Raw genomic sequence first — 23,604 nt, 5'->3', positions numbered from 1 at the left:
AACAATTAATCATATCGATATGAACATTCTTAAACTAACCGGAGTATGGCCATACTCCGGTAAAATCAAAAATCTTATGAAAAAGTATATGGTCATCCTGCCAGTCAGTACCATGACGCTTTTTGTCGCATTGCCTACAGAGGCTAATGCACAGTTAGCTATTGTGGAAGTGATTAAAGCGGGTGTAAAAAAAGTAATTAAAGCAGTAGACCTGAAGGTTCAGCGCCTGCAGAATGAAACCATCTGGCTTCAAAATGCGCAAAAGGTACTTGAAAACCAATTGTCAAAATTAAAGCTGACCGAGATCGCTGACTGGACGGAGAAGCAGAAGAATTTATACAGCGAATACTACGATGAGCTATGGAAAATTAAATCATCCATTGCCTATTACAAACGTATCAAAGATCTCACTTCAAAACAGATCGCCATTGTTGATGAATACAAGTGGGCTATCGGCCTGTTTCGGCAGGATAAACATTTCACGCCCGAAGAGCTGGATTATATGGAAAAAATCTATTCCGGCATTCTGGATGAAAGCATCAAAAATCTTGATCAAATCCTGCTTGTGTTGAGTTCATTCAAAACTCAAATGAGCGATGCAGAAAGGCTCGTCATCATAAACAAAGCTGCCGATCAGATGGATGCCAACTATTCAGACCTCAAAAAATTCAACAGTCAAAATATTTCAACCACCATCCAGCGCTCACATTCGCTGGATGAAACTGCTAAACTCAAAGAAATCTATGGAATCGAAGAATAAAATCAGAACAATTGCATTATTGGCTTGCCTGTTAATGGCATTCACGGCACAGCTTACCCAAGCACAAACTTTCGGGGAGTTCTTTAACCAGAAAAAAACACAGAAAAAATACCTGCTTCAACAAATTGCCGCCTTACAGGTTTATATCGGCTATGCTAAAAAGGGCTATAACATAGTTGACAATGGACTGCAAAGTATAAAGTCTATTACTAATGGCGAGTTCGGTCTTCATACGGCTTACATCAATTCCTTAAAAGCCGTTAGTCCTGTTATCCGTAACAATATCAAGATCGCGGAGATCATCGAAACGCAGCTCAATATTACCAGGGCTTTTGGTGCGGTCAAGTCAAGTGAATCCCTGCCATTATCCAATCAATTGTACATTCTTGATGTACGGGAAAAAGTCATGGACGATTGCGGAAAAGACTTAGAAGAATTACTGCTGGTGACAACTTCAGGAAAATTGGAGATGAGCGAAAAAGAGCGCATCAGGCGTATAGACCGCATTTATAGTTCAATAACCGAAAAATATGGTTTCACCATAGATTTTGTGGGTCAGGTCATGACGCTGATCAATCAGAGAGAGAATGAACAGGATTTTATTAACCGCTTAAGAAACAGCTATGAAAACTATTAAGCTCATTGCCTTTGTGATCGTTCTATCAATGATTACAGGCATTACAAGAGTTAAGGCTCAGTCTGCTGAAGTTCAGCAATTGCTTTTAAATGTCGAAAAGTTAAGTCAGATGAAGAACATTCTGAAGGACATGAAAAAGGGGTACACTATCATTTCAGGTGGATATAATGCAATTAAGAATATTTCGCAGGGCAATTTCTCTCTTCATGAAGTATTTCTGGATGGTTTGATGCTCGTCAGTCCTGAAGTCAAAAAATATAGGCGTGTAGTCGATATTATTTCTTATCAGAAGCGAATAGTGTCAGAATATAAATCGGCCTTTAGCAACTTTAAAGCCACTGGAAATTTTAATCCTACAGAAGTTGATTATCTGGGCAGGGTATATAAGCAGCTATTTGATCAGAGTGTAGACAATCTCGATCAGCTCCTTACCATTATCACTTCATCAAAACTAAGGATGAGTGATGAAGAGCGTTTAAGTGCCATTGACCAGATTTTTGAGGACACTGAAGATAAGCTTATGTTCTTACGGAGCTTCAACAGTGATGCGCTGACCCTTTCCCTGCAACGGGAGAAACAAAGGGCAGATATCAAACAAAATTTAAGCCTGTACCCCTAATCTGTAAAAGCTATGAAAAAGAGAAAAATAAGAATACCCATTTTGGTTATGCTTGCTTTGCTGCTATTTCCTTTTTGCGGGATGGCAATGGACATTTCTGATGAAGTTAAAGGACTGCAATCTGTTTTAGATAAGGTCTACGATGAAATGATCCCGCTTTGCAAAGACATAATGTCGGTCGCAATGGGCATAGCTGGTTTTGGCGCCTTATGGTTTATCGCCACTCGTGTTTGGGGCAACATTGCCCGTGCCGAACCCATCGACTTTTATCCCTTATTGCGCCCCTTTGCCCTTGGACTTGCCATTATGTTTTTCCCCGCTGTATTGGGCGTAATGAATGGCGTACTAAAACCCACCGTCATTGGTACGAACGCTATGGTCAAAGACAGTGATAAGGCAATTAAAGCATTGCTCTTACAAAAGGAACTGGAGTTGAAAAAGACACAAAAATGGAAGGCACTTGTGGGAGAAGACGGATCAGGAGACAGAAAGGAATGGTATAAATACACTCATCCAGAGGATAAAACTGGCACTAAGGAGTCTTGGTATGAGGCCATTGGCAATAATATTTTGTTTTGGGCGGACAAGCAGGATTACAAAATGAGGCAGAATTTTAAGAAGTTTTTAAGTGAGGTGCTTCAATTAGGGTATTATGCGGCTTCTTTATGTATCAATACCGTCCGCACTTTTTTTCTAATCGTTCTGGCAATACTTGGGCCTTTAGTGTTTGGCTTTGCAGTCTTTGATGGTTTACAACATACCCTTTCGGTCTGGGTCGCAAGATACATTAATACTTATTTGTGGCTTCCTATTGCGAACATCTTTGGGGCAATTCTGGGTAAAATACAGCAGAATATGATCAAACTGGATATCAATCAGGCACAACAGACTGGTGACACCTTTTTCAGCTCTGAAGATACCGCCTATCTGATTTTCATGATTATCGGAATATTCGGCTATTTCTGTGTGCCGAATGTGGCCAATGCTATCATACATGCAGGTGGTGGCAATACATTATTGACCAAAATTAATTCAATGGTTGGTATGGCTGGCGGTGCAGGACAAAAGGTCGGTGCTGGTAGCCTTGCGGGCGCCAGAGATGGAGCGGGAATGATCGTTGACCGATTCGACGACACCCGAAGAAATCTTGATAAAAGCATGGCTGAAGCATCTGGTCAGGACTATTTCAAAGACAAGCTTTCGGGAAAACCGAGTTAGTAATTTAACCAATTAAACACAATTATTATGTTCACACAATTTAGAAATATTGATACTGCGTTTAAGCATATCAAGACCTTCAGCATCTTTCTGATCATTGCCGCTGTGTGCATTGCCTGCTTCTCCATATACTACAATGTCAGGGTGATTGAAAAGGCAGGTAGTCGTATTTATATCCTGTACAACGGCAAAGTGCTGGAAGCAGTTGCTTCAGATAAAAAAAGCAACATTCCCGTGGAATTGAGAGATCACATCAAAACTTTCCACCAACTTTTCTTCAATCTGAACCCAGATGATAAGGCAATCAGGGCTACCGTAGGGAGAGCATTATATCTTGCGGACGAATCGGCGAAAAAACAATACGATAATTTGCGGGAATCAGGATACTACAATAACCTGATCTCGGCCAATATTGCAAAAGAGGTTCAGTTGGATAGCATCAATTTAGACATTGAACAATATCCCTACAAGTTTACCTACTATGGCACAGAGAAGCTTGTCAGATCAAGTAGTACCGTTTTCCGTAAGCTCGTTACACAGGGATATATCTATGATCTGAAAGAACAGACAGATGAGAACCCTCACGGCTTTATCATCCGCAATTGGGAGATTTTAGAAAATCAGGATTTACCACCTAAACAATAGCCATGAGACTTTTCAGAAAACCACCGCAACGGGATCAGGAAAATACATTTTCAAATCAGCTTGTTCAAAAAGCAGAAAGGCAGGGGCAAAAGCTTGCTAAGCTTCTAAACAAAAAGGCTAACCATCTTGATGGTAGAACACTGCTTTTCCTGCTTATCCTCTTCTGCGTCTTATATGGAGCGTATTGCCTGTATCTAATTACGAGCGCATTTAAATAATTATTCACTTAAAAGATTCTAAAACATGGAACCTCAAAAACGAATTGACAAGAGAAAGATCTTGTTGTTACTACCACTGCTCATCGTGCCCTTACTTGGATTGGGCTTTCACCTGTTGGGCGGTGGACAAGGCGATAATTTGTCCGGCCACCAAAATGTTAAAAACGGCATTAATCAAACCCTGCCTGATGCCGCATTCAAAAAAGACCAGCCAAAGGAGAAAATAGACTACTACGATCAGGCGGACAGAGACTCTTTGAACAGAAGGGCAAACAGCATAGAAGATGTGGCAAAAAACCTTGGCTTTAATCCCCAGGTCGAAGAGCCTCAGACCAGAGAAATCAATGCAAAACTGGAAGCGCTGAACAGGGAAATGAACAAACCTATTGAACCAAAAGATCAACGAAGGGAAAGTGCTTCAGGAGGAAATCAGCCAACTTCAATAAAAAGTGATGTGGACAGGCTTGAAGCACTGATGAAAACGATGCAGGAAAACAAAACTGAAGATCCGGAAATGCAACAGCTTAACGGACTGATGCAAAATATTCTGGACATTCAGCATCCTGAACGTTTACAACAAAAATACAAGCAACAGCAAACGCTTAGCCCAGACAGCCAGTTCAAAGCTATTCCAGCCACACTTGCCGAAACTAAAAAAGTCGTACAGGGTGCAACCGTTAAACTTACTTTACAGGATACCATACGAATAAAAGGTATTCTTATCCCTAAAGGCCATAGTCTTTATGGAGCCTGTAAGATCGTCAATCAGCGCCTTTTACTTGACATCAAACAAATTCGGTTAGGTACTTCTATAATTCCTGTAGACCTTTCCGTTTACAGCTTAGACGGAATGATTGGCATTGACGCCCCCGAAGCCATGATAACGGATGCAGTCAACGGCGGCACAGATCAGGCCATTCGGGATATCGGTTTAATGGGAATAGATCAAACGTTAGCCACGCAGGTTGCAGGTGCGGGGATTGACGCAGCAAAGAATCTAATGAGCAGGAAATTAAGAAAGGTGAAAGTCAAACTTCAGGCTGGGCGTTCAGTTCTCCTGCGTGATAATCAGCAGAAAATCAGATAACTGGTCTTATGGCACTCTTGAAAAATCAGTCGATGGCCGCAGATCTGCGAAGTCATCTGGAAGAGCAGGCCGTTAATGGGTATGGATGGGTTGTTTATGACACCGATAATCCAATAGATCGCCAATATGATCTACTATGCTTCAAGGATCAATTTGAAGCGGAAGATGATGCAAAAGAGTATCAGCAGATGTTTAACTGGCATGAGGCTGTGCCGATTGGCGACCTGATATATCAGCTTAAAGAACTGGAAAATGCCCAATTAGGACGGCCATTGCCGGAGAATGAATTAAATCAACCTAATTCAACATTAGAAATAAATAACGATAACATGGATGGTAAGGTAAATAGAGCAAAACAGCTTTGGGAAAACTGGGAGCGTCAGGAAAAGCAGATTGAAAGTCTCGCTGGCATTTCAACTGACAGAAACTCACTGGCATATAAATACGACTTTTTAAGCAAAGGCTTATCACGCTTATCTGTTAATCCAACAGAGGATGAAAAACTTTTCATGCAAGCCATTAAAACAGTTACAGCCAAACTGCAAAAACAATTGTACCCAAATCCTCTAGTCAGAATGTTACACCGTTTGAAGGTTTTTATTGTTGATAAGCCCGCCCATCTGGAACTTTTCAACCGAAACAAAAGTGAAAATCTTCAAATGCTCAATGGACAGCTTAAATCGGCAGGACTTCAACATTTTGTAGATAACCTGCAAAATAAACTTGACTATGAAAGTTCTGTAATTGAACTAAAGTCGTTGAGTGCATTGAATAACAACAACAAGATTGAAGTCAATGTTAATCTGGAAAAGGGCAAGCTGGGAAGCTATGGGTTTAATGGCTACGATGTGGCCCTTACCAACGAAAATGGGGAAAGAACAAAATTCACTTTTACCGCTGACAATAAAATCACCTTAACTGAAGCTGTTAATCTTTTGCAAGGCAGGCCAGTATTTAAAAGTTATGAAAATGCCGACGGTTCCCACTCCCAACGGTGGATACAGCTTGACAGGCAACAGGAAAATAGCTCGAAACCCGAACTGCTTGTCTATCCACCAGACTATAACTTCGACCTGAAGAAAGTATTATTGGATAACGCAACACAGTTAGAATTTTACACTGTCGCCAATGATTCAGTTAGAAGGGGTCTTGAAGCAGGCAATCGGGTGGAGTTACAGATCAATGGAAACGGCAGGTACAGCGTGACTGCCGATCCTTCTTCGGGAAAAATAGAGTTCTTCGATTCAGAAAGAAAGCCTTTGAGTATAAACTCATTAAAAAAGATCATTAACCCTGTCAAACAGCATAAAAACAAAGAAACAAGTATTATTCAACAAAAGGAAGTGCAGCAAGATAACCAGATGAGAATTATCCGCTAAGCTGACTTTTTAACTTAAAAAAATTATGAGTACGATCAATCTAAACAATCTTGAAGACCGCAAGGCGGATATGAAAGATCTTGGTGCAAATGAAGAATCAATTAAAAAAATGGAGGAAAGTATGCGTCTTGGGCTATTGGATTTCACCATACGTGAAAGCAAAGCAGTTGCCAACGGACAAGTAGACATTACCTTTCCATTTAGGCGTTCCGAGCAATCGGACAACTATTATATGTCAAGGTTCACTGCCCAATATCACAAGATTAAGCCTCTTGAAGAGGGGCATTCTTACTTTGTCATCACCCCAAAAGGCGAAGGTAAAAACGACATTAAAAAGTTTGACCATCCTATCGATGCCATAGAGCAATTCAAAAAACGGGAAGGAAACGCCGAACTGGCCACAGGTAAAGACGTTGCCCATAAAACGACCCTTGCCAGTATGGAAAAGGGAGAAGTGAATTTTGTGGCTCGTGATTTTCGTGGTGCTTTTTATGGCAAACCTATTGAACAAACTTTTTTCCCCGAGCAGGGCAAAGGCTTTAGCGTTCCACAAGCTGCAAATCTAGTTCAGGGCAGGTCAGTTTACCGTGATGATATGGTAGATGGTAGCGGAATCAAATATAAAGCTTGGTTTAACCTGGACATAGATAGTGGCAAAACTGGCATGAATTTCAGAATGACTTCTCAACGTGATCCGGCATACGGGTTTGACCTTTCAAAAGTTCTAAGTGATTATAACATCAAAGGCATAGACAAGCCAGAATATAAGGAACAATTAGAAGCTACTTTGAAACAAGGAGACAGGACAAGGGTAATAGTGAACAACGGAACTAAGAACCAAGAATTAGACATTGAGACTGCTGTTCGTTTTAAAAAAGTCAATTTCTTCAAGCCTGATGGTTCGCCGGAAAGACGGGAACAATTCCTTTCAAAACCTGCACAGGCAAACCTTCTTGATAAAGATAAAGCCAAAGAAAAAGACCTTGCACAAGGTCAGGAAATAGGGAGATAAACTCCCCTTAGTCCAGAATAGAACAAACTAAATTTTTTACTTGAAAAAATCAAATCATGAAAAAATTCCTTGAATTAAAAACGCTGATTATTTCAGCCGAAATGGATGCCCACAAATTTTACGAAAGAGGAAATAAAACCGCTGGTGTAAGATTGCGCAAAGCTTTAATGCTCATTAAAACAAAAGCGCAGGATATTAGAAAAGAGGTGTCCGCCAAAAAGAACGGATAATTCTTTGCACCCCTTTAATGATTAGCCTGAATGGAAACATTCAGGCTTTTTTATTGCTCGGGTTGCCAATTCCATTTTTCAAAAAAGTCACCGTAATAAATCGGTAAATACTGTGTTTCTTCTATAGGGTCTTTCCTTGTAATGCGAATTGGAAACCAGCCACTATTTTGTTTGGCAACTGTTCCATAGTTTGCATTTACTAAACGAAGAAATTTATGATAACAGGTGTAAAGCACAATGGTTTCGTGGAAAATATCAGACCACTCATCCATTGTCAATCCCCTAAGATTACTACTTAAACTATCTTTTTTGAAATTATTAAGTTGAATACGTCTGCCTAAGATTGAATATTGTGAATGTGCAATGGCATTTCTTATTTGTGTTAAATATGACTTTTCAAATGTAGAATGTAGGTCAGGGATTAAATTTTGCAAGCGTTTGATTATTCTATCTTTAATAAAAATGCTTCTTGAAGTGAATGCCTTCTTTCCTATTCCTGACAGATTTAAGTGCCAATCGTAGCTCTCACCAGATAACAAGCTAGTTAGCTGACTAAATTTTTTTATAAAAGTATCTGATTCCCATATTTTAATGTAAATCAACATCTCTGTTTGAATGGAAATAGCCTCTTTAAACTCCAACTCCTCTATTTCATTCCTTCGCTCCTCAGAAAAAATGAATTTTTTTAAATACTCCTCTGGATCTTCATCCCAAGTATTTTCCTTAATATAATGTCCTATGAAGTCGTAGTGAGTATGTTCAGCAAATCCGTCATTATTTCTTCCGAACATATAAGGACTTAATTTCTCCTTTATATTATCCCATGTATGTACTTTAGGGTCATAATAACCATTGATGTGTACAAGTAATAAATCGCCATCATGTGTTTGATTTTTTAGGACAAGATGATATAGCTTCTCGAATTGAGGCCATATTGCGATGTGCTTTTCATTTAGTGTTTTCTCAAATAACATATTCGACATTCAATTTAAAGGAAAGCTATATCGCTTTTTTTCGTTTATTAATTGCTCTGCTAATTCTGGTTAAATCCTTCTTCTTATCGTCGTAAATCAGCTCTAATGCATATTCCAGTAATCTATATGCATCTAGTATTTGATCTGTAGTTACATTAGATAAATGACTGCCGCCATTGCCTATCCATTTAATAGCCAATAAAAACTCACTGACATCTGGACGTTTATTTTGATATGCCAAAATTCTGGAATGTAGAGTTATTTCTTTTCTTCCTTTTTTGGTAATCATCGTTTTTTTAACCTTTAAAGCATCCATCAATGCCTCAACAGATATTCTGATTTTATTTGCACAAGAGTTTTCATCCATCCAAAATAAACCGAAAGAATCTATAAGAATCTTCTTTACGACCACAGGGCACGATTTCGGAATCTCAATAATATTTGGCGCTGGAATAAATGATCGATATTTAATTTCCATGCTATGATCTCCGTCGGGATTAGGGTAATTATCCTCGCTCTTATATCCTGATGCTACAACGATCTCATCACAATAGTTGCAATTTAAATGCTCTGTGAATACATAATCTGTGAAAGGGAAATTCGGCTGTTCTGTTGTCTGGATTGAAGATATTCTAGTTTCTGTTTGAACATATTTTTCCTTAATAGATATGAGTTCACCATTCCCACAGGCTGGACAAGGCTTATTGATTTGCCAGTCTGTCCAAGTTTTTTTTTTCATTATAGAGCAATATTACTTAATTTTCTTCCTGTTGAATTTCCTAAGATTCTTCTTCGCACTTTTGCTTCCAACCCTTATAATGATTTTGCAATCCTGTTCTGTCCCCCCCTTTAAAGAATTTTCCTGCATTTAATGTCCTTATAAGTCCAGCTAGTTCATCTGCAACATCGTTTTCCCAGTGCAGGACTCTTGTTAGGTAACTTTTAACTAGGTCAGCATCTAGGCTAGTTTCATACTTATGTAACGCTAATACAGTGGTCTTTGCCCTTGTATTATCTGAAGGGTGATTAATGCCATTCGATAGGTTAATTGAATTTGTCAGTTGTTCCAAAGCCTTTATAACTATGCAATTAGGTTGAGCGATTTCTGACTTGAAATTTTTATTACTTCTTATATCAATTGGGTTCCACGTTTCGAGATATTGTTTCAAACCAGACTTTTGCCAAGGAATAGCTATTATAGCAATCACTGAATGCATATCATTAAGTGGGAGGACATCCTTATCATCGATAGCCATTGTAATTATAATATCTTGAGCACTATATTGCTGTTTATATGTTTGAACTGTTTCAATCTTGTATAACGGCTTACATCCCTCAAATTTTAGCCCCTTAAATAAATCTTTTACGATCTTATCGCTAAATGCTCTTTCAAGCCAGCTTACAGTTTTCTTTGTTGAAGCAAGAAGAATTACTCTTTTTACATTTGGGTCTTTCTCAGCCAATTCGCAAGCAAATTTCATCGCTTGTTTGTAAGCAGAATCGTCATTTAGTTCTGAATCTACATAATAATGTTGCACTTTCATTTTAGGTTTGGTTTAAATACCAAGATAGATATATTTCTCAACTTGTTCTTTTATCCGGTTTAATTTTAAAGGTAGTTTTCATAACGGTAGAACTTTTCATCGCTTTAAATTTTTCTCGCTTTTATTCCCGTATGGGCATGTTTTTAAACATTGAAATTCCCTCTATTAAGTCCTAACTCCGTAGTTAAGTCATATAAAATCCCCCTCTGCCTAAATCACACAAAGGTCTGAACAATCCTTTTTCCGACAAGGCTGCCCCTGCGGGTTTGCTGAAAAAAAATCTTCCCTGCTCGCTGCGCTCACGAGGTTTTTTTTTTCGCAAAGCCTTGATCTTGAAAAAAGGATTGTGATCAGGTGAGGGTATTAGATTAAGGCGAGGAGGCCCCCGCCGACGATATTTCTTAAAACCCATAGCCCCATGAAAGCAAAAAAAGGCAGAAGCCCACCCACCGCAAACAACAGCCAAGCGCACAGACCGCACGGCGGTAAGTTCCCCAAACATCGGGGCAAATAGCAGTAAACATTTTTAATAATCATTAATAATAAAGTCATGAAAACTACAGTAATTGAAAGCAACAAAGCTAAAGCAAACGGCACAGCAGCAGTAAACAACTTAACTTCAAAAGACAAAGTAAATGGTATGTCTGTTAGTTCGGCATTCGAAGATAAAGCAAAGGCGGAAACTTCGCCTAAAAATGCGGAAGAGCAAAAAAACACTATTGCAACTACGCAATCCAAAGCGGAAGAAACAAAAACCGAAGTTCCTAAAGTTGAAACTGACCAAACTAAAGCAACACCAACAAAAATGGAAATTAAAGATCAACTGGCAATAACAAAACCAGTTCTTAATTTGGAAGGCACTTTAAAACTGGTTGAGGAGTTACATCGTCGTAAAGTTCAAAGAGATAAATTGCTGGGTACCATCGAGACCTTAGAAACTTTCGACGTTGCTCAAAAGGATGATGCAGAAGAAACCGATAGCAACCATTTTCAAGGTTGTGAATTAACCATCGAAGATGATAAACGCAGACAGTTTGTAACTAAAAATCCTTTTATCATTAAAAAGGTGGCCGAGTACATTAATGCGCTTTGCTTGGATAAATTAGCCGAAATCGAGGGCGAAATTTATTTACCTGCCTAACTAATTAAACGCCCCAGTATTAACGGGGGCGTTTATTCCTTTCAAAAATTTCAAATCATGAAATACGAAACCCTATATATTATGGTTCGTGTGGCAGTCCATGCCGACCATATACACATTTCCGAAATCGTTAACGAAGTTGAAACCCAATCTACCCTAAGCTTAAGCGATACCGCAAACGTCAACATTTTGGAAACAGAAATTTTATTATCAAGAGTACGGAATATTAAAAACATCAATCATGGCACACAACATAAATTTTAACGAACAGACAGGCAAACACTCCTTTTTTTCAGTCAAAGAAAAAGCATGGCATGGATTAGGGCAAATCATAACCGATTATCCAACAAGTAGCGAAGCAATTAAATTTGCAGGGCTTAATTATACCGTTGAAAAGCGTCCTTTATTTACTTATGATGGCGAAAACCATCATGGCGATACGGATTTAGTTATTCCAGAGATAGAGGTACCTAATTATTACGCAACCTTGCGAACCGATACAGATCAGGTATTAGGGGTAGTGGGCAAAGATTACGAAGTATTGCAGAATGAAAATGCCTTTTCTTTTTTTGATGCCATTGTAGGCGGTAAAGAAGGCATTTTATACGAAACTGCCGGAGCATTGGGGAATGGTGAAAGGGCATTCATTACGGCCAAGCTTCCCGATTACATACGAGTGGGGAGAAATGACTGCATAGAAAAATACCTGTTTTTGACTACCTCGCATGATGGCACCGGCAGTATACAAATTGCATTCACACCTATTAGAATTGTCTGCCAAAATACCTTAAACGCTGCGCTTAGAGGACATAATCATACGAATTGTATCAAAATACGGCATACTGCGAGCGCAGGAGATAAGCTAAAAGAAGCCCATAAAATGTTAGGTATTACTAATAGCTTATCAATAGAGTTGGAAACTATTTATAATCAATGGGCAAGGGTGAAAATCACCGACAAAGAAGTTAAGAGGCTGATACAACTTGCAATGGTGCCAAGCAAAGAGGTTTACACAAAACTGCAAAAAGGTGCAGAAGATGAACTATCCAGCCATTTTAATAATATGGTTAATACGGCTTTTGAATATGCCATGATAAGCCCAACACAGCAGGATAATACCACTAGGGGAACACTATATGGGGCATACAATAGCGTGAGCGGATATTTTCAAAATATCCGCAATTATAAAAGCGATGAAAATAAGTTTAAAAGCATCATGTATGGCACTGGTATGCAGAGGGGGCAAATGGCTTTTGACCTATGTATGGATTTTGCCAAAGTTGGAGTAACAGCATTAAATTAATTTAATCGGGTAACCCATTCGGGTTGCCCATAACTAAAAGGATTATGAAAAACCTTAAAGATCAGACACCAATAACTGGTTTCAAACCATTAGAACGGGAAGAAATGCGCTACCATGAATATTTAGATTATTGGGTATGTAAATGCGGAAGTTTTGAAAAAACGGGTGGATTTAATGCCTGTACAAAATATGGGAACTTAATAAGTCCCATCGCAGCAGAATATTGCAGATGCGAGCGGTGTGGTAGGGTGATAGAAATAAAAACACATACTATAATTGGAATCAATGAAAACCCAGATCGGGGAAGATTTTAACCGCTGAATATTAATTAATTGACTTAAAAACATAGGGAGTGAAAATTCCCTATTTAAACGAAATGCTATGACAAATTTATCAATCGGCTTTGATTTCGTTTTTAATGTAGCCGTAAAGAAAGCCAACGGCAAGACATTTAAAAGCCATGCCGTTAACGGGCTTGGCACTTCCTACGATAACGCAATTTGGGATATATATTTTAAGCTCAAAAGAAAGCGTATTGAAATTTTAGCAGTAAACACGGTGCGGGTTGCACGGATCGCCTATGCTATCGAAGATGGTAAATCTATCTCTTTACAGTTGGCCGACTGTACACCATACATTCCCGAAGACCTGAACAGTTCATTGAAATATTTACCTAAAAAAGCAGTATCATGAAAGCTCTAATAGATTTAACCAACACAGAAAAAGCAAGGTTATTACATGACCTCTTTCCAGAAGAAATGCCGCTTTTTATCGAGCATTTAAAAAAAGTATGTGAGGATTTCAACGTAAATAAAGAGCAGTACGCCAAAAAATGGGAGAACGGATTTATGGGTTTTGGGTACTGGTTTTCATTGTCAGAGGAAACCGCAAGGATTTTAAAACGTCACGCTTTTAATATGGCCAAGAGTAGCAGGGTTTTTAGTGACCAGCTTTTTTTTACTAATACCAGCATTTTTGTAAACGACCGCATTATTAAATATGCAGAGCATATAAGCGCAAATGAGAAGTTTAAAATCGCAGTCGAATTAATCTACACATAGGCAGTATAACCCTTTTAACATGCTTAAAGAGCCCTATACTGCCATTTTAAATGGCAGTATAGGGCTTTTTTTGCGGCGCTTCAAGTGACTTATAAGTGATTTTGAATGTGAATAATATGCCTCAAATATTGTAAAACCATAATAAAGAATCACTAATAGATATTTATCAGTATTCCTTTATGGTTTGAGTTAATTACCAATAAATTATTCAAACGCTAGGAATTACTAAAAATATTAGCATAGATTTGTGTTGTTAAATTTCAAATCATGCACAACGATAAGCACATCATCCACATGGATCAGGATGCTTTCTTCGTGTCTGTTGAGGTCAGAAAAGATCCATCATTAGCGGGAAAGGCAGTAATAATTGGCGGCACTTCTGAACGGGGCGTTGTAGCATCATGTAGTTACGAAGCACGTAAATTCGGGGTGCATTCCGCCATGCCTTCAAAGATGGCAAAACAGCTATGTCCTCACGCCATTTTTATCAGGGGAAATATGGATGCCTATTCTAAAGCTTCGCTTGAAATTACTGACATTATTCGCGAAAAAGTACCCCTGTTTGAAAAGGCAAGTATAGATGAGCATTACATCGATATGACGGGAATGGATCGGTTCTACGGGTGTATGCAATATGCCCATGAACTAAGAGAAACAATTATAAAGGAATTAAGTCTGCCTATCTCGTTTGGTCTGTCCGTTAATAAGACAGTGGCTAAAATGGCTACCAATGACTGCAAACCAGCAGGAGAAAAGAATGTAAAGCAGGATGAAGTTCAACCTTTCCTAAATCCATTGTCTATCCGTAAGATACCAGGGCTTGGAGAAAAAACCTTTGTCAAACTAAGTGATATGGGTATCAAAAAGATTTACACGCTTGCTCAGGTGCATCCTAACCAAATGATGACATTGCTTGGAAAAAATGGATTGTCATTATTGAATAAGGCAAAAGGAATTGACAATTCGCCTGTAATCCCATTTACTGAACAAAAATCCATTGGCACCCAATGTACCTTTAAATCCGATTCAATAGATGTTGCTCTGATCAATAACCTGCTCACTTCAATGGTGATGGATATTGCTTTTCAGTTGCGCCAGAAACAGAAGTTAACAGCCTGTATAACGATCACGATACGATATTCTAATTTTGAAGATGTAACCAAGCAAGCTACAATTCCTTATACTTCCTTAGATAGTGTGCTGATTGAAAAGGCCAAAGAACTGTTCCGTCAGGTTTACCAAAAACGAATGTTATTACGGTTGATCGGGGTTCGGTTTTCTAACCTTGTGTCAGGATTTGAGCAGATTGACCTATACAGTGAATCCAATGAACAGTACGCCTTAGTGCAGGCGATGGATAAAATTCGCAAACGATTTGGCCAAACTGCTGTAACAAGGGCATCAATTCTGGATATAGACATTTAAAGATTATGTACCTGAACGTTCATTCGCATTACAGCCTCCGCTATGGCACCATGTCAATTGAAAAACTAGTTGATGAAGCGATGGCTCGCGGTATTAATCAAATGGTGTTAACGGACATAAACAATTCCACAGGCGTGATGGAATTTATCAGGGTTTGCAGAAAAAAAGGGGTTAAACCAATTGGGGGCATAGAATTTCGCAAGGAAAACAAATTGCTTTATATCGGGATTGCCAGAAGCAAGGAAGGAATGCGTCAACTAAACGAATTTCTTACCTATCATAATCTGGAGAAAAAAGACCTGCCGGATGAAGCCCCTGAACTCGTTGATGCTTATTTTATCTATCCTTACATTTTTAAGGGCGATTTAAAGAGAGGGCATTTTCTGGGTATCAGGTATGACCAGCTGCACACACTTTTCGGGATTGACCTTAAAGAAATAAAATCTAAATTGGTAGCACTACAACCAGTTGTTTTTTCAGAACGTATCGAATATCGTTTACATGAATATTTAAGGAGCATTGACCTTAATGCCCTTCTAACGACTGTTGATCCAGCAGACAAATGCAGGGATACAGATCAATTCTTAAAGCCAGGCGAATTAGAGGAGAAATTTTCAAAATACAGCTTCATACTTGACAATACCCGTAACCTGATGAATTTATGTGAAATGGATTATCCTGAAGGTAAAGTGAAGTTAAACCGAAAAACCTTTACAGGAAACAAGCAGGATGACAAGGAATTGCTGACTAAACTGGCTATGGAGGGCATGGTTTATAGGTATGGGAAATACAACAAAAAAGCCCTTAAGAAAGTCAAAGACGAACTTAAGGTAATCTATGATTTGGACTTTTGCGCCTATTTTCTCATTACATGGGATATTATCCGCTATTCTATGGGTCAAGGCTATTACCATGTCGGACGTGGGTCTGGTGCAAATAGTACCGTTGCCTATTGTCTGCGCATTACGGATGTAGACCCGATAGAACTGGATTTATACTTTGAAAGGTTCCTCAATGCCCAGCGAACCAGCCCGCCGGATTTTGATATTGATTACTCGTGGGATCAGCGGGAGGATGTACAGGATTACATTTTCAAAAGATATGGCAGACAGCACACAGCCTTATTAGGCACTATGTCTACATTTAAAGATAGGTCAATTATTAGGGAGATCGGAAAGGTTATGGGATTGCCAAAATCAGAGATCGACGGTTTTACAGACCAGACGAAATCCGCACTGAACAGGGATAATGCGACTTTCAAAAAGATCATGGCGATCTACAGTATCATGTCGGATATGCCCAACCAGAGAAGCATACATGCAGGCGGCGTATTGGTATCAGAGGAACCAATCACTTATTACACTGCCCTTGACCTTCCACCTAAAGGCATGGCAACGGTACAGTGGGATATGTATGAAGCGGAAAAGATTGGGTATGATAAATATGATATTCTTTCCCAGAGAGGTATTGGACACATCAAGGAAGCTGTTAAGTTGATTGAAGAAAACCAAAAGCAACGTTTGGACATACATCAGGTTAAAAGTTTTATGAAGGACCAAAAGCTGAACGATCAGTTAAAGTCAGGGGATACGATTGGTTGCTTTTATATTGAATCTCCTGCAATGCGCCAATTATTAACGAAACTAAAATGCGATAACTATTTAACACTCGTTGCAGCAAGTTCGATCATCCGGCCAGGCGTCGCACAGTCAGGCATGATGAAGACATATATACAGAATTATCACAAGCCTGATTCAGTAAAATATTTGCATCCGGTGATGGAAGAACAGCTTAAAGAAACCTATGGTGTTATGGTCTATCAGGAGGACGTTATCAAGATCTGCATACATTATGGGGGGATGGATGGAACGGATGCCGATATTTTAAGACGTGGCATGAGTGGTAAATATCGGTCACGGGCTGAATTTGATCGCTTAGTAGAAAAATTTCACTTAGGTGCTGCCGCATTAGGCAGGCCGGAAGAGGTTACAAAGGAAGTATGGAGGCAGGTGTCAAGTTTTGCGGGCTATAGTTTTTCCAAGGCACATTCGGCCAGTTTTGCCGTTGAAAGTTACCAAAGCCTTTATTTAAAAACCTATTACCCAATCGAGTTTATGGTAGCGGTGCTGAACAATTACGGCGGTTTTTATGGGCGTTCGTTGTATGTACATGAATTACGTAAAGCAGGTGCCACAGTTCAATTGCCATGCGTGAACCATAGCAGTTCTGCTGTTTCTATTTCAGGAACCGATGCCTATCTGGGTTTTATTGGAGTTAATGGACTAGAAAGTAAATACATCGAACTCATTCCGCAGGAACGTAAAGTAAATGGCGAGTTCATCGATCTGGAGGATTTTTTAAAGCGCACCACAATCGGCCTAGAGCAGGCGGTTATCCTTATCCGTGTAGGTGCGTTGCGATTCACGGGAAAGAGCAAAAAGGCATTATTATGGGATGTACATACGCTATTATCTGGTAAAAGTAAGCCTAATAACAACGCAGAACTATTTATAATAGAGGCCAAGAATTATACTTTGCCCGATCTTTTAAATACAAGTTTGGAGAACGCATATCACGAACTCGAGCTTTTAGACTTTCCTTTGAGTTTATCTATGTTTGATCTTCTGATTACCAAGTATCGTGGTGATGTAACAGCAAAACACCTGACCAAATATTTAGGAAAGGTGGTTAAAATGGTCGGACAATATGTTTGTGAGAAGACCGTCCACACTAAAAACAATAAAAAGATGTGGTTTGGAACATTTTTAGATCAAGACGGAAATTTCTTTGATACCACACATTTCCCGAATAATACACCAAGCTATCCATTCAGGGGGGCAGGCTGTTATTTGATATTAGGAAAAGTTGTGGATGATTTTGGTTTTCCAAGTATTGAAGTCAGCAAGTTTGCTAAACTTGAAATCGCCAAAAATCCTGTAATGGATTGAGTATTTTGACAAAACCAATGCTCTTACCCATTGTTTACAATAAAACAAGATTCATTATTATGGCAACAAGAGGAACAAAAGTTGAAAGGAAATCTGTCAATTCTTCACAGCCTTATGAGGTAAAATATTTGGCAGAGAAACTAGGTGTCAGTAGTCAGGCTATTGTCGGAGCGAAGCGGGCAACTGGCTCCAATGAAAGAAGTGATATTGAAAAGTACATCAAAGAAAAATCTAAAAGTAAAAAGTAAGCGAAACATAATAATTCGCCAATTCAGGCGTATTATATTGGAGAGCGTTAATTTAGATAAGCGGTAACAGTTGGATTGACGGTTACCGCTTTTTTTATTATGGTTATTTTGGCACTTCCCGAACAACATCCTTTGCCTTTTTATCATATCTAAAACCTAGAAATGTAGCAGGTTTTCTGATACGCCCTGATTTTGTCCAGGTCGCAAACTCAAAGTTTGCAACAAGCTGGGGTTTGACCCAATGAGTTTTAGCCCCCTTTGTGTCCAATACTTTATTAACAAACGGAGACTGATCTGTTTCAAGTGCCTGAAGTTTTTCAAGGATTGCGGGCATTTCACTATGCTTGTATCCACCACCAGACCTCCCGATCCAAGTAAATTTTCCATTTTCATAAGCGCCAAAAAGTAACGATTTGAAAGACCTTGTTTTTTCCGAATCTGACCAGCCACCAATTACAAACTCCTGTCTTTTACGGGTCGGTACTTTTAACCAGTAATCTCCCCTGTAGCCAGCCAAATAAGGACTTTCCTTTGATTTCGCAACTATCCCTTCTAAATCCATTTTAAGAATGTTCTGATAAAGCTTTTCACCGTCATCATAGCTTTCACTAAACTTTAGTATCTTATTATCAGCAACAAGGGCTTTCAATAATTCTTTTCTTTTCAATAGTGGGAGTTCCATCAGGTTGTGCCCATCTAACCAGAGCAGATCAAATACGCAATATTGAATGGAAGTTTGATGACCATTGTAGAGCTGCAAAGCATCAAAATCAGGCTTACCTTCTTCGGTAAAAACAACTACCTCCCCGTCTATAATTACGTCATGCCCCAATGAATTAAGCTCTTCTGCAATAACCGGATAACGTTTGGTATAGTCTAATCCACTTCTGGAGTTCATGCGAATTTGCTGCAATTCAACTTTAGAAATTATTCTATAGCCATCCCATTTTATTTCAAAAATGTAGTCTGAACTTATTGGCGGAGATTTCACTAATGTGCATAGCATCGGTGAAATATGTTCTGGCATAGTTGGTACTTCAAGCTTATTCTTTGACATAGTTAAGGGATATTTCAAACAATAACAGATTTGCTGCAAACAAGTTTTACCGCTTAATTAGATGGTAATAAGCTACTAATCAAATGACTTTTTGTTTTTTTTATTAAATTAGGAGTTGTAAAGTATGTCACCGTTTAAATCAATTTCTATGAAAAATATTAAAAGCATCAACATTTTATTTTTATCGTGCTTAATCCCTTTTGTTTATGCATGTTCCACATCAGGAGGTGTAAAAGATGATATTGCCGGAAAATATGCTTCTACAGGGGAGAATGAATATGACCTTTATAAGGACACTATGGAAGTGAAAGCCAATGACGATGAAAAATTTGACGTTCAGATAATAGCTACATGGTCTGCTGCAAAAAAAGATGATCCTGAAAGGCCAAACAAAAACAAAAAAGCGGGGGTCTGGAATAATTATGGTTCCGATCCAGTGCAAGTAGCAACTTTTCAAGCCAGTGATACTACACTTAGAATTACGGAGCCGGTAACAGGTAAAATCAAAATATTTAATGTTAATACTGATAAAAAGACCATCACACAAACCTTGCCGGATGGCTCTAAGAACGTCTACACTAAAATTTCTGACTGATATTTAAATTTCACCGATGCGTTTAGGCACATTAATTATTTAGTAGGTTAGCTTATTATTAAAATAATTTACCAATTACGGGAAACAGTAAAAATATCATTTAGTCTTTACGATATTTGAATATGGAAAAAAAATTGCCCCTAGCTTTATTGGATTTGGACAACTTAAAAAGCTTAAAGATAGAACTTAAAGGAACTGATGCGTTGGCAATACAACAAACCGTTAAGATGGTAATTACCGAGCTTAAAAAATATACAGGTGGTGGCTCAGATAGACTACTTGCTGCCAGCCTCGAAGCTATTCTTAAAAAAAACGAATCCCAAACGGATCTGTTGGAACTTGACGGTAAAGAAATAATAGACATGCGTCATGGACTTTATCATGCAATGAGAATGCTCGATGATAAAGAAACCGATGATGATACGAAACTTGCTGACCAAATTGAAATTATCTTCGATAAGGTAGAGATGATATCAGCTTAAACATAGTGAGTAGAACAAAACAAGAAATACAGGAGTTAATTAACAAACATCAACCAGATATAGATAGGTTGGAAAAGATGTTGTTAAACATCTTTTCCGTAGCGTGCATTCGCTTTTGGTATTGGCGTTAGGGCAATTTTGCGAAGACGCCTCGTATACATAGACATTATGAAAATGGATGCTCTTACAACGAGTATTGTTATGTCTTACGGCAAATTGTTTAGCGTAGGAACGGAACCAAAAATTAAGCAAGAATATATAAATGTCATCCCAAATTTGGGAATTTTAGTTTGGTTTGGGGGTACCCAATATGGAAGCATTGCTCGAATGGCTTGATTCTTATATTCATGAGACTATTGCAAAACAGTTATCTCTTTTGACAGAGAAAACTGGAATTGAATGGAAGATGCCTAACGGTGTTGCTCCAAGATGTATGATCTATAATTATATTAAAAAGGTTTAGTCTAAATTTTATTCCGTTTAAATTGCCGACCTTAGCAGGAAACCAAATTAAATCTGTATGAAGACTCTCGATGTAACTGATGTTCACGAAGGAACAAAATTGATGAATCCTGATGTTGACTTTGATGGCAATTACACATTTTATTATGATGAAACTAACAATATAAAAAAGCTTCACCTAAAAGGAGGAGGTTTTAATGTAGCTTTCACCTCAAATTTTATTTTAGGCGGCCTTTGTTTTAGTGGTGTTAAACCTGATATTAGCGATGTATTTGACGGCATAAAACTTCAAGATAATGTAAATGAAGTAAAATTCAAACATTTAGCTACTGGGGATTTTTTAGACTGTTTAAAGTCTAGCAAACTTGCTTCATTCCTCACATATATTGTAAATTCTCCACTTTACCTTCATTATTCGTCATTAAATCTTCTATACTTTTCAATAGTAGATATTGTAGATTCTATGTTAAATAACACGGATCAGTATGAACATCATGGATTTGGTTTTGATAGATATTTGAAAAATATACTTTATAAAGTCTGCAAAGAGAATATAAAGCCAATAACTGACTTGTTTTTTATACTTGATTATCCAAATATTAGTCGTGAAAATTTAAACGAATTCATTAAAGAACTTGCTAAAATTATTGAGGATTATAAACCTTCCGCTGAAGATAAATATGGCCTTTCTGTACTAAAAATACTTTTAAAGAAATCTTTAGATGAAAGCCTAATTTTTGTTCAGGATGAAACAGATCACCTCTTAATAGGTGGGCTTGACCAATTTTATTGGAGACCTGTTTACTCTTTTGGCAATTCTTCGCACCATTTTGATAATGAAGACGATATCAAAAAAGAAATGGAGAATTTGAAAATCATTGTAAGCGGTAAGGTAATTTCTAATTATACATTCTCAGATTCAAAAGATGATATATATACTCAGTGCTCTGATATTATAGTTGGTTTGATTGGCAAATTATCTAAATTTATAAATACAAATAGCAAAGAACAGATTGTCGAAATCGTTGAATCCCTTAATTCGCAACAACTAATTAATTTGGACTTATACCTAGACTTATATGTTAAATCACTAAAGAGAAATATTGGTTTTATTCATTCAACTGATTCCGATGAAGAATTGCTTAAGCATAACCTTCTTTGTGATCTACGAGGCAAGAAAATATCATAATGATCTTTTAAAAGATGCAGACATGTATAATTTGTAGAAAAAAGAAGGCCGATTTTAATGATGAGCATGTTATCCCAGACTCTATCCAGGGATATTATCATATTAATACAGTATGTACAGATTGCAACTCTAGGATGGGGAGTGCCATTGATAATAAGTTAATAAACCATAAGTTTATCGAGTTCCAAAGATTCTTGTTTAATATTAAGGGGAAGTCTGGGAGTATACCAAATCCATTTAGTGGTACACATCATCTGGTGGATAATCCAGATAGAAAAGTAGTGCTAGAAATTGACGGTAAAGGCAATCTGTCGCCAAGGCTATTACCTATTGTTCCCAATTTCAAAAAAGAACCTATTGTTGATTCCTTTATCATTCAAGTTGATAAGAAAGATGAAGGACATCTCGATGAAATAATTGATAAAATTATTCTTCGAAATGGTATAGATAAACAAAGGCTGACCTCAACAAAAATAGAGAGAGAAATTGATCCGTATATCTCAATCACATTAAATATAGATACCCAGGACTTCAAAGTTGGTATGCTTAAGATGGCTTATGAATTTGCTGTTGACAACATTCCCGAATATTTTAATGATGAACTTGCAAGAACTATATCTAAGATACTTTATAAGGGCGATTTTCAAGATCTTGTTAAAAAGGTACTTTTCTTTGGTTCTGGTTTCGACAAGGAAATACTTGCACCATTCCAAAATCTCATAAGTTTTGAGAAAAAAAACCACTATCTCATATTATTATCCACTAAACATGGATTGATCTGCATTATAAATTTATTTAACATCCTTTCTATTGGAATTAGGTTAAGTAATAGCACTAAATATTTAAAAAATGATCTTTTGGTTGGGAAAAATGATTTGGATGACCACAGCTTTAAAATTTTTAACACGAGAGAATTAATCGAATTTACTTTCACGGAAATGTCCTTTGGATTTGAATATTATTTTTCAGATGATCAGAGTCGAATGGAGTTTGAGCTATTTAGCAACGAAAATATACTTAGTCATTACCATGACGATGGGCACATTGCATTTTATAATAGCAGTGGACAAATTGTTTATCGAAGTCTTTTAGATAAACTTGAATCACTTTCAAGTAGAAGTCTTGGAGATACAATTAATGAAATGACCAGTGAGTATGATCTTGATGAAGAACTTTATATCAAACTTCTTCCCCAAAATAAATTGTATCGAGTGATCAAGGTATTCGCAAGCAGATACAGAATAAATAAGCTTTAGTCGAATCTTATTTAGACTTATTTATGAGCAACTGAGTTGTAGATCGTCTAGGATTTTGCTTAAACATGTGTAAAGGCTTTTTAAATAATTTCAATTAGGCTATATTTAGAGATT

General features: G+C 37.8%; 26 protein-coding genes. 22 read left to right on the top strand and 4 right to left on the bottom strand.

The genetic code is table 11. From position 1 onward, the window contains the following. Nucleotides 1–19: 19 nt before the first annotated feature. The 9 genes from BCL90_RS11525 to BCL90_RS11480 all read left to right on the top strand — a co-directional run bounded on the left by BCL90_RS11525 (nucleotide 20) and on the right by BCL90_RS11480 (nucleotide 7,805). Nucleotides 20–760 carry a conjugal transfer protein TraI gene (locus BCL90_RS11525; protein WP_244094990.1) on the top strand — a complete coding sequence of 247 codons (741 nt, stop codon included), beginning with the start codon at nucleotides 20–22 and terminating at the stop codon, nucleotides 758–760. Further along, nucleotides 744–1,397, top strand: coding sequence for a hypothetical protein (locus BCL90_RS11520; RefSeq protein WP_121284116.1), 654 nt, complete (start codon nucleotides 744–746; stop codon nucleotides 1,395–1,397). The genes BCL90_RS11525 and BCL90_RS11520 overlap by 17 nt, the downstream gene beginning before the upstream one ends. After that, nucleotides 1,384–2,016 carry a TerB family tellurite resistance protein gene (locus tag BCL90_RS11515; protein ID WP_121284115.1) on the top strand — a complete coding sequence of 211 codons (633 nt, stop codon included), beginning with the start codon at nucleotides 1,384–1,386 and terminating at the stop codon, nucleotides 2,014–2,016. The genes BCL90_RS11520 and BCL90_RS11515 overlap by 14 nt, the downstream gene beginning before the upstream one ends. Before the next feature lie 12 nt (nucleotides 2,017–2,028). Then, complete coding sequence (gene traJ / locus BCL90_RS11510; protein WP_121284114.1) at nucleotides 2,029–3,234, top strand: conjugative transposon protein TraJ; 1,206 nt, start codon at nucleotides 2,029–2,031, stop codon at nucleotides 3,232–3,234. Nucleotides 3,235–3,261: 27 nt separating this feature from the next. Beyond that, nucleotides 3,262–3,879, top strand: coding sequence for a conjugative transposon protein TraK (traK, locus tag BCL90_RS11505; RefSeq protein WP_121284113.1), 618 nt, complete (start codon nucleotides 3,262–3,264; stop codon nucleotides 3,877–3,879). 243 nt (nucleotides 3,880–4,122) lie between these two features. Then, entirely contained in the window at nucleotides 4,123–5,184 is a 1,062-nt protein-coding gene (gene traM / locus BCL90_RS11495) for a conjugative transposon protein TraM (RefSeq protein ID WP_121284111.1), read from the top strand. Between the two features lie 8 nt (nucleotides 5,185–5,192). Further along, entirely contained in the window at nucleotides 5,193–6,563 is a 1,371-nt protein-coding gene (locus tag BCL90_RS11490) for a hypothetical protein (RefSeq protein ID WP_121284110.1), read from the top strand. 25 nt (nucleotides 6,564–6,588) lie between these two features. Continuing rightward, complete coding sequence (locus BCL90_RS11485) at nucleotides 6,589–7,575, top strand: hypothetical protein (RefSeq protein ID WP_121284109.1); 987 nt, start codon at nucleotides 6,589–6,591, stop codon at nucleotides 7,573–7,575. 56 nt (nucleotides 7,576–7,631) lie between these two features. Then, nucleotides 7,632–7,805, top strand: coding sequence for a histone H1 (locus tag BCL90_RS11480; protein WP_121284108.1), 174 nt, complete (start codon nucleotides 7,632–7,634; stop codon nucleotides 7,803–7,805). Nucleotides 7,806–7,855: 50 nt separating this feature from the next. Here the strand turns inward: BCL90_RS11480 and BCL90_RS11475 are convergent, their stop codons facing one another. Genes BCL90_RS11475 through BCL90_RS11465 form a run of 3 tightly spaced genes read right to left on the bottom strand, consistent with a single transcriptional unit; the run spans nucleotide 7,856 to nucleotide 10,323 of the window. Continuing rightward, entirely contained in the window at nucleotides 7,856–8,779 is a 924-nt protein-coding gene (locus BCL90_RS11475; protein ID WP_121284107.1) for a hypothetical protein, read from the bottom strand. Between the two features lie 25 nt (nucleotides 8,780–8,804). Further along, on the bottom strand, nucleotides 8,805–9,518 hold the full coding sequence (locus BCL90_RS11470) for a DUF4145 domain-containing protein (protein WP_121284106.1): 714 nt from the start codon (nucleotides 9,516–9,518) through the stop codon (nucleotides 8,805–8,807). A 40-nt stretch (nucleotides 9,519–9,558) separates the two neighbouring features. After that, a complete protein-coding gene (locus BCL90_RS11465) occupies nucleotides 9,559–10,323 on the bottom strand; it encodes a hypothetical protein (protein WP_121284105.1) in 765 nt (254 codons plus the stop codon). Nucleotides 10,324–10,873: 550 nt separating this feature from the next. Here BCL90_RS11465 and BCL90_RS11455 point away from each other — a divergent pair. The 9 genes from BCL90_RS11455 (at nucleotide 10,874) to BCL90_RS11415 (ending at nucleotide 18,449) form a co-directional block, all read left to right on the top strand. After that, entirely contained in the window at nucleotides 10,874–11,464 is a 591-nt protein-coding gene (locus BCL90_RS11455; protein ID WP_121284103.1) for a hypothetical protein, read from the top strand. 57 nt (nucleotides 11,465–11,521) lie between these two features. After that, a complete protein-coding gene (locus BCL90_RS11450; RefSeq protein WP_121284102.1) occupies nucleotides 11,522–11,728 on the top strand; it encodes a hypothetical protein in 207 nt (68 codons plus the stop codon). Next, nucleotides 11,706–12,767, top strand: a complete 1,062-nt coding sequence (locus BCL90_RS11445; RefSeq protein ID WP_121284101.1) for a DUF932 domain-containing protein — start codon at nucleotides 11,706–11,708, stop codon at nucleotides 12,765–12,767. Before BCL90_RS11450 ends, BCL90_RS11445 begins: the two co-directional genes overlap by 23 nt. Before the next feature lie 44 nt (nucleotides 12,768–12,811). Then, a complete protein-coding gene (locus BCL90_RS11440) occupies nucleotides 12,812–13,081 on the top strand; it encodes a hypothetical protein (RefSeq protein ID WP_121284100.1) in 270 nt (89 codons plus the stop codon). Nucleotides 13,082–13,148: 67 nt separating this feature from the next. Next, nucleotides 13,149–13,460: a hypothetical protein gene (locus tag BCL90_RS11435; RefSeq protein ID WP_121284099.1), complete on the top strand. Its 312-nt coding sequence runs from the start codon at nucleotides 13,149–13,151 to the stop codon at nucleotides 13,458–13,460. Next, nucleotides 13,457–13,828 carry a hypothetical protein gene (locus BCL90_RS11430; RefSeq protein WP_121284098.1) on the top strand — a complete coding sequence of 124 codons (372 nt, stop codon included), beginning with the start codon at nucleotides 13,457–13,459 and terminating at the stop codon, nucleotides 13,826–13,828. Before BCL90_RS11435 ends, BCL90_RS11430 begins: the two co-directional genes overlap by 4 nt. Before the next feature lie 267 nt (nucleotides 13,829–14,095). Further along, nucleotides 14,096–15,253: a DNA polymerase IV gene (gene dinB, locus BCL90_RS11425; RefSeq protein WP_121284097.1), complete on the top strand. Its 1,158-nt coding sequence runs from the start codon at nucleotides 14,096–14,098 to the stop codon at nucleotides 15,251–15,253. 5 nt (nucleotides 15,254–15,258) lie between these two features. Then, on the top strand, nucleotides 15,259–18,201 hold the full coding sequence (locus tag BCL90_RS11420) for a DNA polymerase III subunit alpha (protein WP_121284096.1): 2,943 nt from the start codon (nucleotides 15,259–15,261) through the stop codon (nucleotides 18,199–18,201). Nucleotides 18,202–18,260: 59 nt separating this feature from the next. Next, on the top strand, nucleotides 18,261–18,449 hold the full coding sequence (locus BCL90_RS11415; protein ID WP_166792108.1) for a DUF3606 domain-containing protein: 189 nt from the start codon (nucleotides 18,261–18,263) through the stop codon (nucleotides 18,447–18,449). Nucleotides 18,450–18,552: 103 nt separating this feature from the next. Here BCL90_RS11415 and ligD read toward each other — a convergent pair whose 3' ends face one another. Continuing rightward, a complete protein-coding gene (gene ligD / locus BCL90_RS11410; protein WP_121284094.1) occupies nucleotides 18,553–19,506 on the bottom strand; it encodes a non-homologous end-joining DNA ligase in 954 nt (317 codons plus the stop codon). 148 nt (nucleotides 19,507–19,654) lie between these two features. Between ligD and BCL90_RS11405 the strand changes: the two genes are divergently transcribed. The 4 genes from BCL90_RS11405 (at nucleotide 19,655) to BCL90_RS11390 (ending at nucleotide 23,490) form a co-directional block, all read left to right on the top strand. After that, a complete protein-coding gene (locus BCL90_RS11405) occupies nucleotides 19,655–20,101 on the top strand; it encodes a hypothetical protein (protein WP_134380414.1) in 447 nt (148 codons plus the stop codon). 122 nt (nucleotides 20,102–20,223) lie between these two features. Next, nucleotides 20,224–20,583 (top strand): hypothetical protein, encoded by a 360-nt coding sequence (locus BCL90_RS11400; protein WP_121284092.1) that lies wholly within the window; start codon nucleotides 20,224–20,226, stop codon nucleotides 20,581–20,583. Nucleotides 20,584–21,103: 520 nt separating this feature from the next. Then, nucleotides 21,104–22,234 carry a DUF3800 domain-containing protein gene (locus BCL90_RS11395; RefSeq protein WP_121284091.1) on the top strand — a complete coding sequence of 377 codons (1,131 nt, stop codon included), beginning with the start codon at nucleotides 21,104–21,106 and terminating at the stop codon, nucleotides 22,232–22,234. Nucleotides 22,235–22,248: 14 nt separating this feature from the next. After that, on the top strand, nucleotides 22,249–23,490 hold the full coding sequence (locus BCL90_RS11390; RefSeq protein ID WP_121284090.1) for an HNH endonuclease: 1,242 nt from the start codon (nucleotides 22,249–22,251) through the stop codon (nucleotides 23,488–23,490). The last annotated feature ends 114 nt before the right edge of the window (nucleotides 23,491–23,604 follow it).

This window comes from Pedobacter alluvionis (genome assembly GCF_003664035.1).
GTDB lineage: Bacteria > Bacteroidota > Bacteroidia > Sphingobacteriales > Sphingobacteriaceae > Pedobacter > Pedobacter alluvionis.
The sequence above is the reverse complement of the archived record's forward strand: the minus strand, read 5'-3'. Positions and strand labels throughout refer to the sequence as shown.